The sequence below is a fragment of the Rathayibacter sp. PhB186 genome (assembly GCF_003751825.1).
Lineage (GTDB): Bacteria > Actinomycetota > Actinomycetes > Actinomycetales > Microbacteriaceae > Rathayibacter > Rathayibacter festucae.
On sequence record NZ_RJKO01000008.1, the window covers coordinates 146833 to 167956 of the forward strand.

A 21124-nucleotide genomic window follows, 5' to 3' on the forward strand; every position below is an offset into this window, starting at 1 on the left:
CGGCGGCGCTCAGTCCGCCAGCACCGCCTGCAGCGCCTCGGCCACCGTGCGGTGGCGGAAGACGAAGCCGTCGTCGAGCAGCCGCTGCGGCACCAGCCGCTGGCTCGAGAGCAGCAGCTCGTGCCCCGCGTCGCGCAGTGCGAGCTCGATGATCTTCTCGGGGACGGGCAGCTTGAACGGCCGGTGCAGCAGCTCGGCCAGCGTGCTCATGACCTCGTTCGCCGTCGCGGCCTCGGGCCCCGCGAGGTTGACCGGGCCGGACAGCGACGAGGTCAGCAGGTGCCGGATCGCGGCGGCCTCGTCGTAGTGGCTGATCCACGGCCAGTACTGCTGTCCGCCGCCCAGCGGGCCGCTCAGCCCCAGCTTCGTCAGCGGCAGCAGCGGCTTCAGGGCGCCGCCGTTCCCGAGCACGAGCCCGGTGCGCACCGTCACGACGCGCGCGGTCTCGGGAGCGAGCAGCGCCGCCTGCTCCCAGCGCTCGACGACGTCGGCGAGGAAGCCCTCGCCGCGGGGGGACTCCTCGGTCAGCTCCTCGCCCGGCCGGTCGCCGTAGTAGCCGACGGCAGAGGCGTTCAGCAGGATCGACGGGGGAGTGGACGCCATCCGCATCGCGTCGGTGATGGTCTGCGTGGCCTGCACCCGCGAATCGAGGATCTCGCGCTTGTACGAGGAGGTCCACGGGAGGCGGCTGATCGAGGCGCCCGAGAGGTTGACCACGGCGTCGACCCGGTCGAGCACGCTGAAGTCGAGCATGTGCGAGGCGGGCGCCCAGTGGAACTCGTCCGGGCTGGTCGGGGCGTGGCGGACAAGGCGGAAGATCTCGTGCCCGTCCGAGCGGAGCTGGCGCACCAGCTCCGAGCCGATCATGCCGCTCGCCCCGGAGATCAGGACCCGCAGCCGCTTCGGAGCCGCGGGCTCCTCCTGCGCGCGGGTCGCCGTGTCCGGCGCCTCGCCGGGCGGCACGGCCGGCCGCGGTGCCGCCGTGCGGGTGGAGCGCCGGGGGGAGTCGCCGGCGCTGCCGGTGCCGTCCTGGTCCGAGTGCCGTGCGGTCGATTCGCTCATGGTGCCTCCCGAGGCCCGTCGCGGGCCGCCCGCGAAGCGGGATTCAGCCTAGGGCGTCGTGATCGGCATCCGGTGTGCGCCGGCCGCCGGGCGAGCACCCGCGGGGCCGACCGTGCGTCGCTCGGCCCCCGTGCCGAGGGTCTATCGTCGAAGCCGTGACCGACCAGAGCGCCTCCGACAGCACCCCGATCTTCCGCTCCGATGTGGTCGTCGAGCTCGTCCGCTCCAGCGCCCACGACTCCGACGTGCTCTTCGCCGCCCGCGTCTCGACGCAGGGCGAGAAGACCCTCGCCGGCGCCCTCGACGAGGAGTCGGCCGACAGCGAGCTGCAGGGCAAGCGCGACCGCGGCCTGATCAACTACCTGATGCGCGACCGCCACGGCTCGCCCTTCGAGCACAACTCGATGACCTTCTACGTGCAGGCGCCGATCTTCGTCTTCCGCGAGTTCATGCGGCACCGCATCGCCTCCTACAACGAGGAGTCGGGCCGCTACCGCGAGCTCCGCCCCGTCTTCTACGTGCCCGGCCCCCAGCGCAACCTCGTCCAGGTCGGCAAGCCCGGCGCCTACTCCTTCGAGCCCGGCACCCCCGAGCAGACCGAGCTCGTCGTCGCCGAGACCCGCCGCGCCAGCACCCAGGCCTTCGAGGCGTACCAGCGGATGCTCCAGGAGGGCGTTGCCCGCGAGGTCGCCCGCATCGTCCTGCCGCTGAACATCTACTCCTCGATGTACGTGACGCTGAACGCCCGCTCGCTGATGAACTTCCTCTCCCTCCGCACCAAGCGCGAGGACTCGACGTTCCCCTCCTTCCCGCAGCGCGAGATCGAGATGGCCGCCGAGCAGATGGAGCAGCACTTCGAACAGCTCATGCCCCTCACCGCCGCCGCCTTCACCGCGAACGGCCGCGTCGCCCCCTAGCAGCGTCCCTGCCCGCACCGCATCCGCTCTGCAGGTACCCCGCCGTTGTGCAGGTGCCTGTCCGTTGTGCAGGCATCTGTCCGATCTGCAGGCGATCCGAGGACGAAGCCGCCTGGAGCCGCGCGAGTAGGCCCGGGCGGGCCGGGATCGCCTGCACACCGCACCACTCCCCGCGGAGGCATCCCCCTCCACAGGAGCCGTGGCGTCGGATTCTCCACCGATCGGAGCCCGCGCCCCCGCGCGCCCTTCCTGCGCGGCCACGCTCTCCCTGTGCGCGCGTCCTCCGGCTCCGTCCTCCGCGCCGGAGGCCTGGTGAAGACCGAGCAGTTCCTCCGCGAGGGCTCCTCCGCACGCGAGCTCCGCGAGGCGGTGAAGACCGGAGCGCTCCTCCGCGTCCGGAAGGGCTGGTACGCCCTTCCCGGAGTCGACACCGGAATCGAGCGCGCCTTCCGCGTCGGCGGGGTCCTCGCCTGCGCGAACGCCGCCGTCGCGCACGGGCTCTGGGTGCCGCGCTTCCGTGGCCTGCACATCGCCGTCCGCGCCCACGCCTCCCGACTCCGGGATCCCGACCGTCACGCCGTCCGGCTCTCCCACGATCCCGGCGTCGTCGTCCACTGGTCAAAGGAGGCACCGCGGCCCTCCGCTCTGGTCCAGGCGCTCGAGGACTGCGTCGTCGAGGCGGCGGCCTGCCAGGGCGCCGAGTTCGCCTTCGTCCTCCTGGAATCGGCGCTGCACAGGCGGCTCCTCGACTCCGCAGGCCGAGCGCGGCTCCTCGCGCGGCTGCCGGCTCCCCATCGGCGGCTCCTCCGCTGGGCCGGTTCGTCCTCCGAGAGCGGGCTGGAGTCGATGGTCGCCTTCCGGCTGCGGACTCTCGGGATCGCCTTCCGCCAGCAGGTGCGCATCGACCGCCGGCGCATCGACTTCCTGCTCGGCGAGGTGCTCGCCCTCGAGGTGGACGGTGCTGCGTTCCACGATGCCGAGCACGACAACCGGCGCGATGTCGAGCTCGGCCTGCTCGGCTACCGCGTCCGCCACTACCGCACCTCCCTCGTCCTCGACGACCGGCCCCTCGTCGAGGCCGACATCCTCGCCGCCCTCTCCCGCGGGGATCACGTCCGCACCTGACTCCCTCCGTCGGCGCACGGCGGGGATCCGTTCGATCTGCAGGTGTTCCAGCCCCGTCGAGGCGTCCGGCGCGGCTGAAGACCCGTCCGGCTCGGCGACTCCTGCAGATCGAACGAGAGCCCGCAGACCCGGCCGGCAGGATCAGAACGCCTCCAGCCCGCGGCCGCCGACCCGTTACCCTGGGCTCGTGTCAACTCCGGAGAATCCTTTCGGCCAGGTCCTGGTCGCCCTGGTCACCCCGTTCACCGCCGACGGCGAGGTCGACTGGCCCGGTGTCGAGAAGCACATCGACGACTGCATCGCGAAGGGCGCCGACGGCATCGTCGTCACCGGCACCACCGGCGAGACCAGCACCCTCACCGACCCGGAGAAGATCCGGCTCGTCGAGGTCGGCAAGTCCGTCGCCGCGGGACGCGCGAAGATCATCACCGGCGGCGGCTCGAACGAGACCGCGCACGCGATGCAGCTCGCCCGCCAGAGCGAGAAGGCCGGCGCCGACGGCAACATGATCGTCACGCCGTACTACAACAAGCCCACCCAGGCCGGCATCCTCACGCACTTCCGGATGATCGCCGACGCGACCGACCTCCCGGTCATCCTCTACGACATCCCCGGCCGCACCGGCGTGCCCATCCGCTACGAGACGATCCTCCGCGCGGCCAAGCACCCCAACATCCTCGCCGTGAAGGACGCCAAGGGCGATCTCTCCGAGGTCAGCCGCGTCCTCAACCAGACCGACCTGATGTACTTCTGCGGCGACGACGCCAACGTCCTGCCCGAGCTGGCCATCGGCGCCACCGGCCTGATCGGCGTCACCGCCAACATCGCCGCCTCGCCCTACCGCACCATCGTCGACGCCGTGAACTCCGGCGACCTCAGGGCCGCCACCCTCGCGCACCAGCAGCTCGAGCCGCTCGTGCGCGCGGTGATGACGCACGTGCCCGGCACCGTCGCGGCGAAGTACATCCTGCACGGCCTCGGCCGCATCTCCTCGCCCCGCGTGCGCCTGCCGCTGGTCGGCCCCGAGGAGTCGGAGGCCGCCCTGATCGAGGACGAGCTCGGCCTCGTCCGCGACATCCCCGGTGTCGACTTCCGCAACTTCCGGCCCGACCGCAACGCCGCCGCGGGCGGCGCGCTGCCGAAGGTCGCCGGCACCACACGCTGACGCCGCACGAGCGGCACGGACGACTCCCGACCGAGGAAGAGGAGGGCGCATGCCCAGTCCCGTGATCACTCCTGCCGCGCTCGAGGCGGGCACGCTGCGGATCATCCCGCTCGGCGGCCTCGGCGAGATCGGCCGCAATATGACGGTCTTCGAGATCGACGGCAAGATCCTCGTGGTCGACTGCGGCGTGCTCTTCCCGGAGGAGAACCAGCCGGGCGTGGACCTGATCCTGCCCGACTTCACCCCGATCAAGGACCGCCTCGAGGACATCGTCGGCGTCGTGCTGACCCACGGCCACGAGGACCACATCGGTGCTGTCCCCTACCTCCTCAAGCTCAAGCGGGACATCCCGCTGATCGGCTCGACCCTGACGCTCGCGCTGGTCGAGGCGAAGCTGAAGGAGCACCGGATCAAGCCCTACACGCTGACGGTGAAGGAGGGCGACGTCGAGAACCTCGGTCCCTTCGAGCTCGAGTTCGTGGCGGTCAACCACTCCATCCCGGACGCGCTCGCCGTCGCGATCATCACCGACGCGGGCTCCGTGCTGCACACCGGCGACTTCAAGATGGACCAGCTCCCGCTCGACGGGCGCATCACCGATCTCCGCGCCTTCGCCCGCCTCGGCGAGGAGGGCATCGACCTGTTCATGGTCGACTCGACCAACGCCGACGTGCCCGGCTTCACGCCGAACGAGCGCGACATCGGCCCGGTCATCGAGAGCGTGATCGCGAAGGCGACCCGCCGGGTCATCGTGGCGAGCTTCTCCAGCCACGTGCACCGGGTGCAGCAGGTGCTCGACGCTGCGCACGCGAACGGGCGCCGCGTGGCGCTGCTCGGCCGCTCGATGGTGCGCAACATGGGCATCGCGGCCACCCTGGGATACCTCAAGGTGCCGGAGGGTGTGCTGATCGACGTCAAGAAGGCGGGCGACATCCCGGAGGACAGGATCGTCTACATGTCCACCGGCTCGCAGGGCGAGCCGATGGCGGTGCTCAGCCGGATGGCGAACCTCGACCATCAGATCCAGCCCGGCGAGGGCGACACCGTCATCCTCGCGTCGAGCCTCATCCCGGGCAACGAGAACGCCGTCTACCGCGTGATCAACGGCCTGACCAAGCTCGGCGCCACCGTCGTGCACAAGGGCAACGCGAAGGTGCACGTCTCGGGTCACGCCGCCGCCGGCGAGCTCATCTACTGCTACAACATCCTCAAGCCGCTCAACGTCCTGCCGGTGCACGGCGAGTACCGCCACCTCGTCGCCAACGCGAAGCTCGCGCAGGCCACCGGCATCGCGGAGGAGAACACGATCATCGCCGAGGACGGCACGGTGCTCGATCTCCGAGACGGCGTCGTGACCGTGGCCGGCCAGCTCGACCTCGGCTTCGTCTACGTCGACGGCTCGTCGGTCGGCGAGATCACCGACGCCGACCTCAAGGACCGCCGCATCCTCAGCGAGGAGGGCTTCATCTCGATCATCGTCGTCGTGGAGGCGGGCACCGGCCGGATCGTGGTCGGTCCCGAGATCCACGCCAAGGGCTTCGCCGAGGACGACCGCGTCTTCGACGACGTGAAGCCGCGCATCGCGAAGGCCCTCGAGGAGGCGGTGCAGAGCGGAGTCAGCGACCAGCACGCGCTCTCGCAGAGCATCCGCCGCGTCGTCGGCCGCTGGGTGAACACCACCTACCGCCGCCGCCCGATGATCGTCCCCCTCGTCATCGAGGCCTGACCCCGGACGGAGTGCCCCCGACGCTCCGGCCCGTTCCCGCACCGTCACCCGCCCCCGGGCACCCGTCCGCACCTCATGCCAGACCCGATCCCCCACGGAGACCGCGCATGGACCACTCGATCCGCCCCGCCCGCCGCGAGGACGCCCCCTTCCTCGCCGACATGCTCGTCGACGCGGCGAACTGGAACTGGACGGCGGCCCGCACCCGCATCGACGTCCTCGAGGAGGAGTCGACCCGCCGCTACGTCGCCGGCTGGCCCCGGCCCGGCGATCTCGGCTCGGTCGCCGAGACCGCCGACGGCGAGCGGATCGGCGCCTGCTGGTTCCGCCTCTTCAGCGCCGCCGCACCCGGCCGCGGGTTCGTCGCCGCGGGCGTGCCCGAGCTGACCCTCGGGGTGCGGCCGGTCTGGCGCGCGCAGGGCATCGGCCGAGCGCTGCTGCGCGCCGCTCTCAACCAGGCACGCACCGCCGGCTACGCGCGGGTCTCGCTCAACGTGTCGACGGACAACTTCGCCCGACGGCTCTACCGGAGCGAGGGCTTCAGCGCGGTGGCCGACCGCGGCGACGCGGAGACGATGGTCGCGACGCTGCGCTGACCGCACGAGGTCCGGGCCGCGCGGCCGCCGCCCCCCGGCGCGGGTCCGCGGCGATGACGGAGGCGGCGGGTACGGTGGCCCTATGGCGACGACTCCGAAGACGACCTCCCGCGCGAAGGCGAGCGCCCCCGCGCGCTCGAGCACTCCGCGCTCCGGCCGCGGCTCCGGGCGGGGATCGTCCGAGAAGAGCACGGTCGCGTTCAGCTCGACCCCGCGCACGAATCCGCTCGTCACCGTCTGGATGGCGCTGGCGCACCTGGCCGGCGGTGCCGCCCGCGCGCTCGGTCCGGAGCGCCTGGCGAAGGAGGAGCGCCGCGACGGCGTCCCCTTCCTGCTCCTGCTGCTCGCGATCACCGGCGCGGTGGTGGAGTGGTTCCTCGCGACCGACCCGGTCGCCCTCGTGCTCGACGCCTGGAGCTTCGGCGGCCTGTTCGGCCGCGTCGCCTACGTCCTCCCCGTGGTGCTGCTGCTCTTCTCGCTCTGGCTGTTCCGCCACCCGCGCTCGGTCGACGACAACGGCCGCATCGGGGTGGGCCTCGCCGTCCTGCTGATCTCCTCCGCCGGGCTCTGCCACGCGCACCTCGGCGCGCCGCAGCCGGGATCGGGCATCGAGCAGATGGCCGCCGCCGGCGGTGTCCTGGGCTGGCTCGTCGGCGCGCCCCTCGTGGCGATCGCGACCGTGCCGGGCGCCACGGTGCTCCTCTCCCTGGTCGTCCTGCTCTCCCTCTTCATCATCACCAAGACCCCGCCGAACCGGATCGCCGCCCGCTCGCGCGAGCTCTACGGCTACCTCTTCGGCGCCCCCGTCCTCGACGACGAGGAGCGGGCGCGCCTCAAGGCCGAGAGGGCCGCGAGCAAGGCGGCCGCGAAGGCCGAGAGCGAGAAGGCCGACGACGAGCAGGAGGACGGCGGCGAGCTGCCCTGGTGGCGCCGCACGGACTCCGGTCGCGAGGACGAGCCGACCGTCCAGGCCGAGCTGCCGATCGACGCGCTCGGCGACGAGGACGAGGCGCCGAAGGGCCGCAAGGGCCGAGGCCGCGCCAAGGGCTTCGACACCGCGCTCGAGGAGCCGGCGTCCGCCGAGCGCGACGAGCCGGCCGACCCGCCCACCCGCTCCTACGCGACCGAGGTGATCTCCGAGGCCGAGTCGGCCGAGGCCGCCCTGGCCCGCCACGATCAGAGCGCGACCACCCGCATCCCGCTGGGCGTGGTGGACGACGACGCGACCGGCGTCATCGCGCTCGACGACCTCGACGTCGCCCCCGCCGTCCCGCTGCCGCCGATGATCGAGACCGGTCCGATCGCCCCTGTCGTCGCCGACCCCACCGCCGACTTCGACTCCTCGTTCGAGGAGGAGACCCCCTACCGCCTGCCGTCCGCCTCCGCCCTCTCCACCGGTACGCCGTCGAAGGCGCGCTCGGCGGCGAACGACGAGATGGTCCGCGCGCTCACCGAGGTGCTCCAGCAGTTCAACGTCGACGCGACGGTCACCGGCTTCTCCCGCGGCCCGACGGTCACCCGCTACGAGATCGAGCTCGGCCCGGGCGTCAAGGTCGAGCGCGTCACGGCGCTGAGCAAGAACCTCTCCTACGCGGTCGCCAGCAACGAGGTGCGGATCCTCTCGCCGATCCCGGGCAAGAGCGCGATCGGCGTCGAGATCCCGAACACCGACCGCGAGATCGTCTCGCTCGGCGACGTCCTGCGCTCCGCCGCGTCGACGACGTCGACCCACCCGATGACGATCGGCGTCGGCAAGGACGTCGAGGGCGGCTACGTGGTGGCCAATCTCGCCAAGATGCCGCACCTCCTGGTCGCCGGCTCGACCGGCTCCGGCAAGTCCAGCTTCGTGAACTCGATGATCACGAGCCTGCTGATGCGCGCGAGCCCGCAGGACGTCCGGATGGTGCTGATCGACCCCAAGCGCGTCGAGCTCACGATCTACGGCGGGGTCCCGCACCTGATCACGCCCATCATCACGAACCCCAAGAAGGCCGCCGAGGCGCTCCAGTGGGTCGTGAAGGAGATGGACATGCGGTACGACGACCTCGCGTCGTTCGGCTACCGGCACATCGACGACTTCAACGCGGCGGTGCGCAGCGGCGAGATCAAGCTCCCCGCGGGCAGCAACCGCGTCCTCCGGCCCTACCCCTACCTCCTGGTGGTCGTCGACGAGCTCGCCGACCTGATGATGGTCGCCCCGCGCGACGTCGAGGACTCGATCGTCCGCATCACCCAGCTCGCCCGGGCCTCCGGCATCCACCTCGTGCTCGCCACCCAGCGGCCGAGCGTCGACGTCGTCACCGGCCTGATCAAGGCCAACGTGCCCAGCCGCCTGGCCTTCGCCGTGACGAGCGTCACCGACTCGCGGGTCATCCTCGACCAGCCCGGCGCCGACAAGCTCATCGGCCAGGGCGACGGCCTGTTCCTGCCGATGGGCACGAACAAGCCGATGCGTGTCCAGGGCGCCTGGGTCCGCGAGGAGGAGATCGCCAAGGTCGTCGAGCACGTCACGCGGCAGGCCCAGCCCGAGTACCGTCAGGACATCACGGTCCAGGCGCAGCGCAAGGAGATCGACTCCGACATCGGCGACGATCTCGAGCTGCTGATGGCGGCGGCGGAGCTCGTGGTCAGCACGCAGTTCGGCTCGACCTCGATGCTGCAGCGCAAGCTCCGCGTCGGCTTCGCGAAGGCGGGCCGCCTGATGGATCTGCTCGAGTCCCGCGAGGTCGTCGGCCCCTCCGAGGGGTCGAAGGCGCGCGACGTGCTGGTGACCGCCGAGCAGCTGCCGGGGGTCCTCTCGCGGATGCGCGGCGAGGAGCCCGGCGAGCACTCCGCCGCGCCGTCGCCGACCGCACCCGACGCCTACGCCGATCCGCTGGCGGAGCCCTCGGGCCCGGTCGCGACCGACTACCACGACGACGACGAGGGCTCCGACGACGACGCCTGGGCGCTCACGGGGCGCGACTGAGCGATGACCACGCCGCCGAATCGACCGATCACGAGGAACGGCTCAGACCGATGACCAGCCCCACCGCGCACGCCGACGCCGCCCCGAGCAACTGGAACCTGCCCAACGCGATCACCGTGGTGCGCATCCTGCTCGCCCCGGTGTTCTTCTGGCTGCTCCTGGCCGACAACGGCGAGGACGGCGGCGTGCGCATCGCGGCCGCGCTGCTCTTCATCGTCGCGATCGCGACCGACGGGATCGACGGCCACATCGCGCGCAGCCGCGGGCTGGTCACCGACCTCGGCAAGCTGCTCGACCCGATCGCGGACAAGGTGCTCACCGGCGCCGCGCTGGTCGGCCTCTCGATCCTCGCCGAGCTGCCCTGGTGGGTCACGATCGTCATCCTCGTCCGCGAGATCGGCATCACCGTGTTCCGGATGGCCGTCCTCTCGGACCGGGTGATCCCCGCCTCCCGCGGCGGCAAGCTGAAGACGATCGTGCAGTCCGTCGCGATCTCGCTCGCGCTCCTTCCGCTCTGGACCTTCCTGGGCGAGTGGGTGCACTGGCTGAACGGCATCACGATGACGGCCGCGGTCGTCCTCACCGTCGTGACCGGCATCGACTACCTGGCCGACGCGGCGCGCCAGAGTCGCGCGGCCCGCGGGCGCCGATGAGCGCCGAGGAGCTGCTGCGGGCACTCGCGGAGCGCGGTCTCGCGCTGGCGGTCGCGGAGTCGCTGACGGGCGGGGCGCTGAGCTCCGCACTCGTCGAGGTGCCCGGCGCCTCCGCCGTCTACCGCGGGGGAGTGGTGTCCTACGCCACTGACCTGAAGCACCGCCTGCTCGGGGTCGACGCGGAGCTCCTGGGACAGGAGGGACCCGTCCACCCCGTGGTCGCCGTGCAGATGGCGCGCGGCGTCGCCCGGCAGCTCGGCGAGGCCGGCGCGCGGACCGTCGGCGTCGCGACGACGGGGGTCGCGGGCCCGGAGCCGCAGGGCGGAGCGGCCGTCGGCACCGTGTTCGTCGCGGCGGTCCTGGGCGAGGTCGAGCTCGTGCGTGAGTACCGCTTCGGCGGCGGGCGGCCCGAGATCCGCGCCGCGTCCGTCGCCGCGGCACTCGATCTTGCCGGCGAGCTCGCGGCCTCGGCCGTGTGACGTCCGAGAGTCCCCGAACCGCCTCGGAATCGTGGAATGCGCGGGGTTTCGGCCGGGTTACATCTGACGTCGCTCACACGCAAAGTCCAGTCATCCGGTATTAGAGTCGACTCACACGAGCCGGGTAGTGAACAGCTATCCGGCTCTCTCGTACACATCCCCTTCGAATCCGATGCTCCGGCATTCCTCGAAGCGGTGCGCGAGAAGCGGTTGACGTGGAGAAGGAGGGTCCAGTGGTTCTAGTTCGTCAGGAGATCGGCGATGTCCTCAGGGACTTTCGCCTGCAGAAAGGTCGCACCCTGCGCCAGGTGGCGAGCAAGGCGAGTGTCGCTCTCGGCTACCTCAGCGAGGTCGAGCGCGGTCAGAAGGAGGCGTCGTCCGAGATCCTCGCTTCGGTGGCCGATGCGCTCGACACTCCGATCTCGGTGATCATGCGCGAGGTCGGCGACCGTCTCGCGGTCATCGAGGGGATCGACACGATCCCCGACACCATCCCGGCCGACATGGTCGCCGGATTCGACGCGGACCTCGTCTCGCAGTAGCGGATCCGTCCTCTTCCCACCCACCGCACCGCACCTCGCGAAGGGCGCCCGAGCTCCGGCTCCGGCGCCCTTCGTCGTTCCCGGAGACGCACCCGCCCGCACCCTCCGGGCTTCCGCCCCGGTTCGGCTTGTTACCGTGGTGGCATGCGCCTGAGCGAGTTCCAGCAGCTGGTCGACGACGAGTTCGGCGACGCGTACGCGCGCGTCCTCGTCTCCGACCTCGTGCTGACCGAGCTCGGCGGGAGGACCGCGCAGAGCGCCCTCCGCGACGGCGCGGAGCCCCGAGAGGTCTGGATCGCGCTGTGCCGCGCCAACGACGTCCCCGAGGGCCGCTGGCACGGGATCGACCCGGCGAAGCGCCGGCACTGACGTCGCGCGGCTCCGGCGGCGGTCTGCGGCCCGAAGTCGTGTTCGACACGCCGGGCGCGCCACCATCGAATCCCTGTTCGAACGGGTCTAAGCTCCTCACCAGAAGCAGGATCGCCTCCGTCTCCACAGAAGCGGTCCGGCTCGGCGCCGATGTCGGTGGTCGGGCCTACCGTCGACATCAGTCACACGGACTGCTTCACCGCCTTGTCGCAACCGGCCGGGACCGCATTCAGGGGCACTCGCCCGCGAACGGTCCCGGTACGACACGACAGCCTGTAGGCGATACCACCACGACACGAGAGCGAGACGGCCATGCCCAGTTCCTCAGACCGCGAGAAGTCCCTCGAGACCGCACTCGCCCAGATCGACCGCCAGTTCGGCAAGGGCGCCGTCATGCGCCTCGGCAGCGATGACCGCGCCCCCGTCGAGGTGATCCAGACCGGCTCGATCGCGCTCGACGTCGCGCTCGGGATCGGCGGACTCCCGCGCGGCCGCATCGTCGAGATCTACGGCCCCGAGTCCTCGGGAAAGACCACGCTGACCCTGCACGCGATCGCCAACGCCCAGCGCAACGGCGGCATCGCGGCCTTCATCGACGCGGAGCACGCGCTCGACCCCGAGTACGCCAAGAAGCTCGGCGTCGACATCGACTCGCTCCTCGTCTCGCAGCCGGACACGGGCGAGCAGGCGCTCGAGATCGCCGACATGCTCGTGCGCTCCGGCTCCATCGACCTCATCGTCATCGACTCCGTGGCGGCGCTCGTGCCCCGCGCCGAGATCGAGGGCGAGATGGGCGACTCGCACGTCGGCCTCCAGGCCCGCCTGATGTCGCAGGCCCTCCGCAAGCTCACCGGTGGCCTGAACACCACGAACACCACGATGATCTTCATCAACCAGCTCCGCGAGAAGATCGGCGTCTTCTTCGGCAGCCCCGAGACCACCGCGGGCGGCAAGGCGCTGAAGTTCTACGCGTCGGTCCGCCTCGACATCCGCCGCATCGAGACGCTGAAGGACGGCACCGACGCGGTCGGAAACCGCACCCGCGTCAAGGTCGTCAAGAACAAGATGGCGCCGCCGTTCAAGCAGGCCGAGTTCGACATCCTCTACGGCATCGGCATCTCCCGCGAGGGCAGCCTCATCGACTTCGGTGTCGAGCACGAGATCGTCCGCAAGTCGGGCGCCTGGTACACCTACGACGGCGACCAGCTCGGCCAGGGCAAGGAGAAGGCGCGCCAGTTCCTCATCGACAACCCGGACATCGCGGCGGAGATCGAGAAGCGCATCCTGATCAAGCTCGGCGTCGTCGCCGACCCGAACGCCGTGGTCGACGCCGCCCCGGTCGCGATCGAGACGAAGCAGCCGGTCCGCGAGACCAAGCCGCCCGTCCGCAAGGGCGCGTAGCCCGTGGGGGAGAAGGCTGCGGAGGGAGCACAGGGTCGGCCCGTGGCCTTCCTCCCCTGGGTGAAGGACGACGGGGCGGCCGCCGAGGCGGTCGAGCCAGCCGTCGACGCGATCTCCGAACTGTCGGCGCACGTCGCGCGGCGCGACGCCGCGCCCTCGAGGGCTCCGGGCCGGTCGTCCCGATCGGACGACTCCGCGGCGGACGTCGCAGAGGACTCCCCGGAGGAGGACTCCTTCGCGGAGGATCTCCCCGAGGAGCCCGACCCCGAGCAGATCGCCGACCGCATCGTCCGCGGCCTGTCGCGCAAGAGCCTCTCGGTCGCCGAGGTCGAGGCGCGCCTCTACACCGAGGGCGTCGCCGAGAAGGACGCGATCGACATCCTCGAGCGCTTCACCCGCTTCGGCTACCTCGACGACTACAAGATGGCGGAGTCGCTGGTGATCCAGCTGCGCGAGCGCAAGAAGCTCGGTCGCTCGTCGATCATGCAGGAGCTGCGCGCCCGCAAGCTCGACCCGGATGCGATCGCGACGGCGCTGGACGAGTTCGACGGCGACGACGAGTACCGCACCGCGATGGAGCTCGCGCGCAAGCGCCTGCCGAGCCTGCGGTCGCTCTCCGACGAGGTCGCCGAGCGCCGCCTCTCCGGGTTCCTCGCGCGCCGCGGCTACGCCGGCGCGCTCGTCCAGCGCGTCGTCCGCGAGACGGTGCGCAAGCCCGGCTCGAGCGTCCGCTTCCGCTGAGCCTCCACGCCGCCCGGTCGCCGAGAGCCGGCCGGAGCGGCGCGTAGAATCGCACACCATGAGCACGCTCGGTCCGGTGACCTCCCCCCTCGTCGACGCGCGGCCGAGGACCTACGAGGTCCGCACCTTTGGCTGCCAGATGAACGTCCACGACTCCGAGCGGCTGAGCGGCTCGCTCGAGGCGGCCGGCTACGTCTCGGCCGACGGCGCCGAGGCCGACATCGTCGTCATCAACACCTGCGCGGTCCGCGAGAACGCGGACAACAAGCTCTACGGCAACCTCGGCCACCTCGCCTCGGTCAAGCGCCGGCACGAGGGGATGCAGATCGCCGTCGGCGGCTGCCTCGCGCAGAAGGACAAGAACGTCATCCTCGAGAAGGCTCCGTGGGTCGACGTCGTCTTCGGGACGCACAACATGGGCGCGCTGCCGAGACTGCTCGAGCGGGCCCGGCACAACGACGAGGCCCAGCTCGAGATCCTCGAGTCGCTCGACGTCTTCCCCTCGACGCTGCCGACCAAGCGCGACTCGACCTACAGTGGCTGGGTCTCCATCTCCGTCGGCTGCAACAACACCTGCACCTTCTGCATCGTCCCCGCGCTGCGCGGCAAGGAGAAGGACCGCCGTCCCGGCGACGTGCTCGCCGAGATCCAGGCACTTGTCGACGACGGTGCGATCGAGGTCACCCTCCTCGGCCAGAACGTGAACTCCTACGGCGTCGAGTTCGGCGACCGCCAGGCGTTCTCGAAGCTGCTCCGGGCCGCGGGCACGATCGAGGGCCTCGAGCGGATCCGCTTCACCAGCCCGCACCCGGCCGCCTTCACCGACGACGTCATCGACGCGATGGCCGAGACGCCGGCCGTCATGCCGCAGCTGCACATGCCGCTGCAGTCCGGCTCCGACCGCATCCTCAAGGCGATGCGCCGCTCCTACCGCTCCGAGCGCTTCCTCGGGATCCTCGACCGCGTCCGCGACCGGATCCCGCACGCGGCGATCAGCACCGACATCATCGTCGGCTTCCCCGGCGAGACCGAGGCCGACTTCCAGGAGACCCTCCGCGTGGTCGAGGCGGCCCGCTTCGCCTCCGCCTTCACCTTCCAGTACTCCATCCGCCCGGGGACGCCCGCGGCGACGCTGCCCGACCAGATCCCGAAGGCCGTCGTCCAGGAGCGCTTCGAGCGCCTGGCCGCCCTGCAGGACTCGATCAGCGAGAGCGAGAACCGCACGGTCGTCGGGCGCCGGATCGAGGTGCTCGTCGCGACCGGTGAAGGGCGCCGCGACAGCGAGACGCACCGCCTCAGCGGTCGCGCCGAGGACAGCCGCCTGGTGCACTTCGACGTCCCGGCCGGCTCCGAGCAGCCGCGCCCGGGCGACGTCGTCAGTGTCGAGGTCACCCGCGCCGCCCCCTTCTACCTGATCGCCGACTCCGTCGACGGCGCTCCGCTGCAGGTCCGCCGCACCCGCGCCGGCGACGCCTGGGACCGTGCTCAGACGGAGTCCTGCGGCGTCCCCGCCGCGCCGGACGCCACCGGAGCGCCGAGGGTCTCGCTCGGGCTGCCCTCGCTCCGCCTCCGCCCGATCACGCCGGCCGCGCCGGAGACGCTGACCACGCCGATCTACGACGCTCTCGATGGCGAGCGCTGAGCGGGCGGCGCCCGCCCTCCTCACCGTCGTCGGCGCCACGGGTACCGGAAAGTCCGACCTCTCGCTCGCCCTCGCCGCCGCGATCCGCGCGTCCGGCGGTGCGGCCGAGGTCGTCAACGCCGACGCGATGCAGCTCTACCGCGGCATGGACATCGGGACCGCGAAGCTCCCGCCGGAGGAACGCCAGGGCGTGCCGCACCACCTGCTCGACGTCCTCGAGGTCACCGAGGACGCCTCCGTCGCCCGGTACCAGCGCGAGGCCCGCGCGGTGATCGACGACGTCCTGGCGCGCGGCGCGACCCCGATCCTCGTCGGCGGCTCCGGCCTCTACGTCTCGAGCGTGATCTTCGAGTTCTCCTTCGCCGGCACCGATCCCGCGCTCCGGCGGTCCCTCGAGGAGACGGCCGAGCGCGAGGGGTCCGCGGTGCTCTTCGAGCGGCTCCGCGCCGTCGACGCCGAGGTCGCCGCACGGATCGGGCCGCACAACGTCCGCCGGATCGTGCGCGCCCTCGAGATCACCGAGCTCACCGGCTCGCCGAACAGCGCGCTGATGTCGGACACCCCCGTCCCGTGGCGCCCGAGCACGGTCCTCGCGCTGGCCGCGCCGCGGGACGTCCTCGTCGAGCGGCTCGACCGCCGCGTCGAGCGGATGTGGGCGGGCGGCATGCTCGACGAGGTCGAGCGCCTCGTGCCGCTCGGCATCGAGCGGGGCGTCACCGCCAGCCGGGCCATCGGCTACGCCCAGGCGCTCGCGCAGCGCTCGGGCGAGCTGACCCGGGAGGAGGCGATCGCCTCCACGCAGGCGCTCACCCGCCGCTACGCGCGTCGGCAGAACAGCTGGTTCCGCCGCTACCAGGCGGCGCACTGGCTGCCCTTCGACGCTCCGGACCTGCTCGAGCAGGCGCTCGTCCTCGCCCAGGTCGGCGCTCCGGCGCCTCGCTAGGCTGTCCGCCATGACGATCGAGCTGCACTTCACCAAGGGCCAGGGCACCGGCAACGACTTCGTGCTCTTCAGCGACCCGGACGGTGAGGTCGACCTCTCGCCCGCGCAGATCGCGATGATCTGCGACCGGCACTTCGGCGTCGGTGCCGACGGCATCATCCGCGCGGTCCGCTCCCGGTCCCTCGCCGACGGTGCCGCCGCCCTCGAGCAGGAGCCGGAGGCGGAGTGGTTCATGGACTACCGCAACGCCGACGGCTCGATCGCCGAGATGTGCGGCAACGGCATCCGCGTCTACGCGGCGTTCCTGCTCGCCGGCGGTCTGGCGACCCTCGAGCAGGGCGACACCCTCCCCATCGGCACTCGCGCCGGGGTCCGCGACGTCACCCGCAGCGGTGCCGGCTTCCAGGTCGACCTCGGGCGCTGGGAGCTGGCCGGCGGCGAGCCGCTCGTCCGGGCAAAGGAGCTGAAGGTTCCCCGTCCCGGTCTCGGGCTCGACCTCGGCAACCCGCACATCGTCGTCGCACTGAGCAACGACGAGGAGCTCGACGAGGCCGACCTCAGCTACATCCCGCAGATCGAGCCGGAGCCGGCCGACGGGGCGAACGTCGAGTTCGTCGTGCCGGGCGAGCCGCTGGTGCACGACGGCATCGGCCGGATCCGGATGCGCGTCCACGAGCGAGGCAGCGGCGAGACGCTCAGCTGCGGTACGGGCGCCGCCGCGGCGGCCCTCGCCGTGCGCTACTGGGCCGGAGCGCGCGCTCCGCAGTCCTGGCGCGTGGAGGTCCCCGGCGGCACGCTGGGCGTCACGATGTTCCCGACCGAGGAGGGCGAGCACGTCGGCCTGTCCGGCCCGGCCGACCTCGTCTACACCGGCACGATCCGGATCGACTAGCTCGGGATCGGCCGGTCGAGCGATCGATCGACCGGCGCGGCACCGATCCGGTCCGGCGAGCGCGGCCGACTCCTGCGATCAGGCGGTACGCGTGGTGCGGATGACGCGGAAGCCCTTGGCCGAGGAGATCCGGTCGACCTCGAGCCGGCCCTCGAACGTCTCGATCAGCCAGGTCAGCAGCGAGTCGGCGCCGAGGTTTCGCTGCACGACGAGCCAGCCCTCCGCATCGGGCTCGAGGCGCGGCAGCCAGCGCTCGAGCAGCGCGTGCAGCTCGGCCTTGCCGACCCGGATCGGCGGGTTCGACCAGACGGCGGCGAAGCGGACGTCCTCGGGAACATCCTCGGGCAGCACGGCGTTGACATTGGAGACACCGAGTTCTGCGCAGTTGCGACGGACGAGCTCGAGCGCCCGCTGGTTGACGTCGACCGCCCACACCCGGGCGTCGGGGGAGCCGAGCGCCAGGGCGAGCGAGATCGGTCCCCAGCCGCAGCCGAGATCCAGGAGGTCCCCGCTCGCGGGGGCGTCGGGGACCGCGTCCAGCAGGACCCGGGTGCCGAGATCGACGTGGCCGGGGCTGAACACCCCGCCGGCGGTCGTGACCTCGAGGTCGCGGCCGGCGATCCGGGCGCTGATCCTCCGGGGTCGGAGGTCGCCGTCGGGAGTGCTGGTGAAGTAGTGCTCGGCGGCCATGAGAAGTGAACTTATCAACAGCTGAGGAGTTAGTGTTATCCGGATGACGGAAGACCTGAACGAGACCGACACGACCGAGGCCGTGGACGTCGTCTCGCGGGTCCTGGCGAACGCGCAGTCGCGCTCGTCGGGATATTCGCGGTTCGTCGCGGGCGGAGCCCAGGCGCTGCAGAGCGCCGGAGGCGACGTCGAGCGCGACGCCGAGCAGACCAGCGACGGCGATCAGTTCGATCGCGAGGACCGGCAGGCGCTGCGACGCGTGGCCGGCCTCTCGACCGAGCTCGAGGACGTCACCGAGGTCGAGTACCGCCAGCTGCGCCTCGAGAACGTGGTGCTGATCGGCGTCTACTCGCAGGGCTCGATCGAGGACGCGGAGAACTCGCTGCACGAGCTCGCCGCCCTGGCCGAGACCGCGGGAGCGACCGTCCTCGACGGTCTGCTGCAGCGCCGGCCGCACCCCGACCCGAGCACCTACCTGGGCAAGGGCAAGGCGGAGGAGCTCGCCGGGCTCGTCGCCGCCCTCGGCGCCGACACGGTCGTCGCCGACACCGAGCTGGCTCCGAGCCAGCGCCGCTCGCTGGAGGACGTGGTGAAGGTCAAGGTCATCGACCGCACGGCCGTCATCCTCGACATCTTCAGCCAGCACGCCACGAGCCGCGAGGGCAAGGCGCAGGTCGAGCTCGCGCAGCTTGAGTACCTGCTCCCGCGCCTGCGCGGCTGGGGCGAGTCGATGTCCCGCCAGGCCGGCGGCCAGGTCGGCGCCGGCGCCGGCATGGGCTCGCGTGGTCCGGGTGAGACGAAGATCGAGCTCGACCGCCGCCGCATCCACACCCGCATGGCGCGCCTGCGCAAGCAGATCACCGCGATGAAGCCCGCCCGGGAGGCGAAGCGCGCCAACCGCAAGCGCAACGCGGTGCCGTCGGTCGCCATCGCCGGCTACACCAACGCCGGCAAGTCCAGCCTGCTCAACCGGATGACGCACGCGGGCGTGCTCGTCGAGAACTCGCTCTTCGCCACCCTCGACGCGACGATCCGCAAGTCCGAGACCCCGGACGGGCGCGGCTACACGCTCGCCGACACCGTCGGCTTCGTGCGCGCCCTGCCGCACCAGCTGGTGGAAGCGTTCCGCTCGACCCTGGAGGAGGTCGCCGACTCGGACATCATCGTCCACGTCGTCGACGCCTCGCACCCGGACCCCGCGGGGCAGATCGCGACCGTCCGAGACGTCATCGGCGAGGTGGGCGCACGGAGCATCCCCGAGATCATCGCGTTCAACAAGTCCGATCTCGTCGACGAGGGCCAGCGGCTCGTGCTGCGCGGTCTCGCCCCCGGCGCCGTCTTCGTGTCGGCGCGCACCGGCGAGGGGATGGACGAGCTCCAGGCGAAGATCGCCGAGATCCTGCCGGAGCCGCAGATCGAGATCGACCTGCTCGTGCCCTACGACCGCGGCGACGTGGTCTCCGCGCTGCACCGCAACGGCCGGATCCTCTCGACGCAGTACGTCGAGGGCGGCACGCACGTCCACGCGCTCGTGCACGAGGACCTGGCCGGCTCGCTGGGTGAGTTCGCGGCCCCCGTCGCCGCCGTCGAGGCGTAGCGGCGGAGCCGGCACCCGCGCCCGAAGCGCCCGCGACCACGGATCACCTCCGCGGTCGCGGGCGCTTCGTCGTCACGCTGCGCGAGCTGCTCGCCGTGCGTCCCGGTGAACGCAGGAGGGGCGGACGGCTCGGTGCCTTCCGCCCCTCCTGCGCGTGTGCGCCGCCGCGTCAGACGGAGCGGAGCACCGCGACGATCTTGCCGAGGACCTCGGCCTCGTCGCCGAGGATCGGCTCGAAGTTGGAGTTGCGGGGGAGCAGCCAGGTGTGGCCGTCGCGCTGACGGAGGACCTTGACGGTCGCCTCGCCGTCGAGCATCGCGGCGACGATCTCGCCGTTCTCCGCGGTGCGCTGCGAGCGGACGACGACCCAGTCGCCGTCGCAGATGGCGGCGTCGATCATCGACTCGCCGACCACCTTGAGCATGAAGAGCTCGCCCTTGCCGACCAGCTGGCGGGGGAGCGGGAAGACCTCGTCGATCTGCTGGTCCGCCATGATCGGCACTCCCGCCGCGATCCGGCCCACCAGCGGCACCATCGCCGCGTCGGCGACCGTCGCCGTCGACTCGAACGAGCCGTCGTCCTCGGTCGAGCTCGGCACGTCGATGAGGATCTCGAGCGCCCGGGGGCGGTTGGGATCGCGGCGCAGATATCCGCTCAGCTCGAGCTGGTTGAGCTGGTGGGTCACGCTGGAGAGCGAGGCGAGCCCGACGGCATCGCCGATCTCCCGCATGCTCGGCGGATAGCCGCGGCTGGACACCGAGCGCTGGATGGCGTCGAGGATCGCGAGCTGCTTCGCGCTGAGGTTCTTCCGGCGGCGGCCCGCCGCGGGCTTCGCCGCCGCCTTCGCCTTCGGCGCCGGAGTCGTCGTCCTGGCCGCCTTCGCCCCGGCCGTCTGCGCGTCGCTCACGATCGTCCCTCTCTCGGTGCGCACGCCGCGTGCGCGCCCTCTCCGTCCGCGTCGAGCACCGATGTCGGTGGTCGCTGCTGTACTGACTGCGGACTCTCGAAACTGTATCCGGCGGTGGTCCGCGTTCGAAACATTCGTTCGAGTGTGTCGCGCGATCCAGCAACGGATGCGACGCGACCGGGTCTTGCCCGGCGCGGTATTCGAAGATATATTCGGAACAGAGGTTCGGACCGGGTCCTCCCGGCCGAGGACCCGGCCCGAACCCCTGCTGAAAGGAGCGATCACCATGACCGCACAGCCCTCCACCATCGCGCAGCACCAGACCTCCGCACAGCACGTCACCGCTGCCGAGCAGCCCGGTGCGCGCACCCGCCTGCGCCTGACCCGTCGTGGCCGCGCCGTCCTCGCGACGCTCGGCGCCCTGCCCCTCGTCGCGGGCGCCTTCGTCTTCGGACTCAACGGCGGCGGAGCCGTCGCCTCGGGCGAGAGCGCCGACGTCGAGTTCCAGTACGTCACCGTCCGCGCCGGCGAGTCCCTCTGGTCCCTCGCGGAGGAGCTCGCACCGGACTCCGACCCGCGCGACGTCGTCTACGACATCCAGTCGCTCAACCAGCTGGCGAACGCCGGCCTCGAGCCCGGGCAGCGCCTCGCGATCCCGGCGCAGTACGACCTCGCGGACTGATCGAGCGCATCGAGTGCCCCGGTACCA

Annotated in this window: 20 protein-coding genes; 17 read left to right on the top strand and 3 right to left on the bottom strand. The window is 71.6% G+C overall.

Annotation, left to right across the window (positions count from 1 at the left end):
- Positions 1-9 precede the first annotated feature (9 nt).
- Positions 10-1062, bottom strand: a complete 1053-nt coding sequence (locus EDF45_RS17630; protein WP_123737195.1) for a TIGR01777 family oxidoreductase — start codon at positions 1060-1062, stop codon at positions 10-12.
- Between the two features lie 155 nt (positions 1063-1217).
- Between EDF45_RS17630 and thyX the strand changes: the two genes are divergently transcribed.
- The 15 genes from thyX to dapF all read left to right on the top strand — a co-directional run bounded on the left by thyX (position 1218) and on the right by dapF (position 17221).
- Positions 1218-1979: an FAD-dependent thymidylate synthase gene (gene thyX, locus EDF45_RS17635; protein WP_123737194.1), complete on the top strand. Its 762-nt coding sequence runs from the start codon at positions 1218-1220 to the stop codon at positions 1977-1979.
- A 270-nt stretch (positions 1980-2249) separates the two neighbouring features.
- Positions 2250-3104 (top strand): type IV toxin-antitoxin system AbiEi family antitoxin domain-containing protein, encoded by an 855-nt coding sequence (locus tag EDF45_RS17640; RefSeq protein WP_132438251.1) that lies wholly within the window; start codon positions 2250-2252, stop codon positions 3102-3104.
- Positions 3105-3291: 187 nt separating this feature from the next.
- A complete protein-coding gene (gene dapA / locus EDF45_RS17645) occupies positions 3292-4269 on the top strand; it encodes a 4-hydroxy-tetrahydrodipicolinate synthase (RefSeq protein WP_123704963.1) in 978 nt (325 codons plus the stop codon).
- Between the two features lie 49 nt (positions 4270-4318).
- The gene (locus EDF45_RS17650) at positions 4319-5995 is read left to right on the top strand and encodes a ribonuclease J (RefSeq protein WP_123737192.1); all 1677 of its coding nucleotides are present in this window, start codon (positions 4319-4321) and stop codon (positions 5993-5995) included.
- A 107-nt stretch (positions 5996-6102) separates the two neighbouring features.
- A complete protein-coding gene (locus tag EDF45_RS17655; RefSeq protein WP_123737191.1) occupies positions 6103-6591 on the top strand; it encodes a GNAT family N-acetyltransferase in 489 nt (162 codons plus the stop codon).
- Between the two features lie 82 nt (positions 6592-6673).
- Positions 6674-9559 (top strand): DNA translocase FtsK, encoded by a 2886-nt coding sequence (locus tag EDF45_RS17660; protein ID WP_123737190.1) that lies wholly within the window; start codon positions 6674-6676, stop codon positions 9557-9559.
- A gap of 50 nt (positions 9560-9609) precedes the next feature.
- Positions 9610-10212, top strand: a complete 603-nt coding sequence (gene pgsA, locus EDF45_RS17665) for a CDP-diacylglycerol--glycerol-3-phosphate 3-phosphatidyltransferase (protein ID WP_123737189.1) — start codon at positions 9610-9612, stop codon at positions 10210-10212.
- A complete protein-coding gene (locus tag EDF45_RS17670) occupies positions 10209-10691 on the top strand; it encodes a CinA family protein (RefSeq protein ID WP_123737188.1) in 483 nt (160 codons plus the stop codon). Before pgsA ends, EDF45_RS17670 begins: the two co-directional genes overlap by 4 nt.
- A gap of 233 nt (positions 10692-10924) precedes the next feature.
- Positions 10925-11233, top strand: coding sequence for a helix-turn-helix domain-containing protein (locus tag EDF45_RS17675; protein WP_123704950.1), 309 nt, complete (start codon positions 10925-10927; stop codon positions 11231-11233).
- Positions 11234-11377: 144 nt separating this feature from the next.
- Positions 11378-11602: a DUF3046 domain-containing protein gene (locus EDF45_RS17680; protein ID WP_123737187.1), complete on the top strand. Its 225-nt coding sequence runs from the start codon at positions 11378-11380 to the stop codon at positions 11600-11602.
- A 312-nt stretch (positions 11603-11914) separates the two neighbouring features.
- Positions 11915-13003, top strand: coding sequence for a recombinase RecA (gene recA / locus EDF45_RS17685; RefSeq protein WP_123444530.1), 1089 nt, complete (start codon positions 11915-11917; stop codon positions 13001-13003).
- 42 nt (positions 13004-13045) lie between these two features.
- Entirely contained in the window at positions 13046-13744 is a 699-nt protein-coding gene (locus EDF45_RS17690) for a regulatory protein RecX (protein ID WP_185020251.1), read from the top strand.
- Positions 13745-13802: 58 nt separating this feature from the next.
- Positions 13803-15386 (top strand): tRNA (N6-isopentenyl adenosine(37)-C2)-methylthiotransferase MiaB, encoded by a 1584-nt coding sequence (miaB, locus tag EDF45_RS17695; protein WP_123737185.1) that lies wholly within the window; start codon positions 13803-13805, stop codon positions 15384-15386.
- Complete coding sequence (gene miaA / locus EDF45_RS17700; protein ID WP_123737184.1) at positions 15373-16329, top strand: tRNA (adenosine(37)-N6)-dimethylallyltransferase MiaA; 957 nt, start codon at positions 15373-15375, stop codon at positions 16327-16329. The genes miaB and miaA overlap by 14 nt, the downstream gene beginning before the upstream one ends.
- Positions 16330-16339: 10 nt before the next feature.
- Positions 16340-17221 (top strand): diaminopimelate epimerase, encoded by an 882-nt coding sequence (gene dapF / locus EDF45_RS17705; RefSeq protein WP_123737183.1) that lies wholly within the window; start codon positions 16340-16342, stop codon positions 17219-17221.
- Between the two features lie 78 nt (positions 17222-17299).
- On the opposite strand, the gene EDF45_RS17710 is transcribed toward dapF, so the two are convergent.
- Positions 17300-17911, bottom strand: coding sequence for a class I SAM-dependent methyltransferase (locus EDF45_RS17710; protein WP_123737182.1), 612 nt, complete (start codon positions 17909-17911; stop codon positions 17300-17302).
- A 43-nt stretch (positions 17912-17954) separates the two neighbouring features.
- Here EDF45_RS17710 and hflX point away from each other — a divergent pair, with 43 nt between their 5' ends.
- Positions 17955-19508, top strand: a complete 1554-nt coding sequence (gene hflX / locus EDF45_RS17715) for a GTPase HflX (RefSeq protein WP_123737181.1) — start codon at positions 17955-17957, stop codon at positions 19506-19508.
- Between the two features lie 169 nt (positions 19509-19677).
- Here hflX and lexA read toward each other — a convergent pair whose 3' ends face one another.
- Complete coding sequence (lexA, locus tag EDF45_RS17720) at positions 19678-20289, bottom strand: transcriptional repressor LexA (RefSeq protein WP_243582392.1); 612 nt, start codon at positions 20287-20289, stop codon at positions 19678-19680.
- 412 nt (positions 20290-20701) lie between these two features.
- Here lexA and EDF45_RS17725 point away from each other — a divergent pair, with 412 nt between their 5' ends.
- The gene (locus tag EDF45_RS17725) at positions 20702-21097 is read left to right on the top strand and encodes a LysM peptidoglycan-binding domain-containing protein (RefSeq protein WP_123737180.1); all 396 of its coding nucleotides are present in this window, start codon (positions 20702-20704) and stop codon (positions 21095-21097) included.
- Positions 21098-21124: the final 27 nt, after the last annotated feature.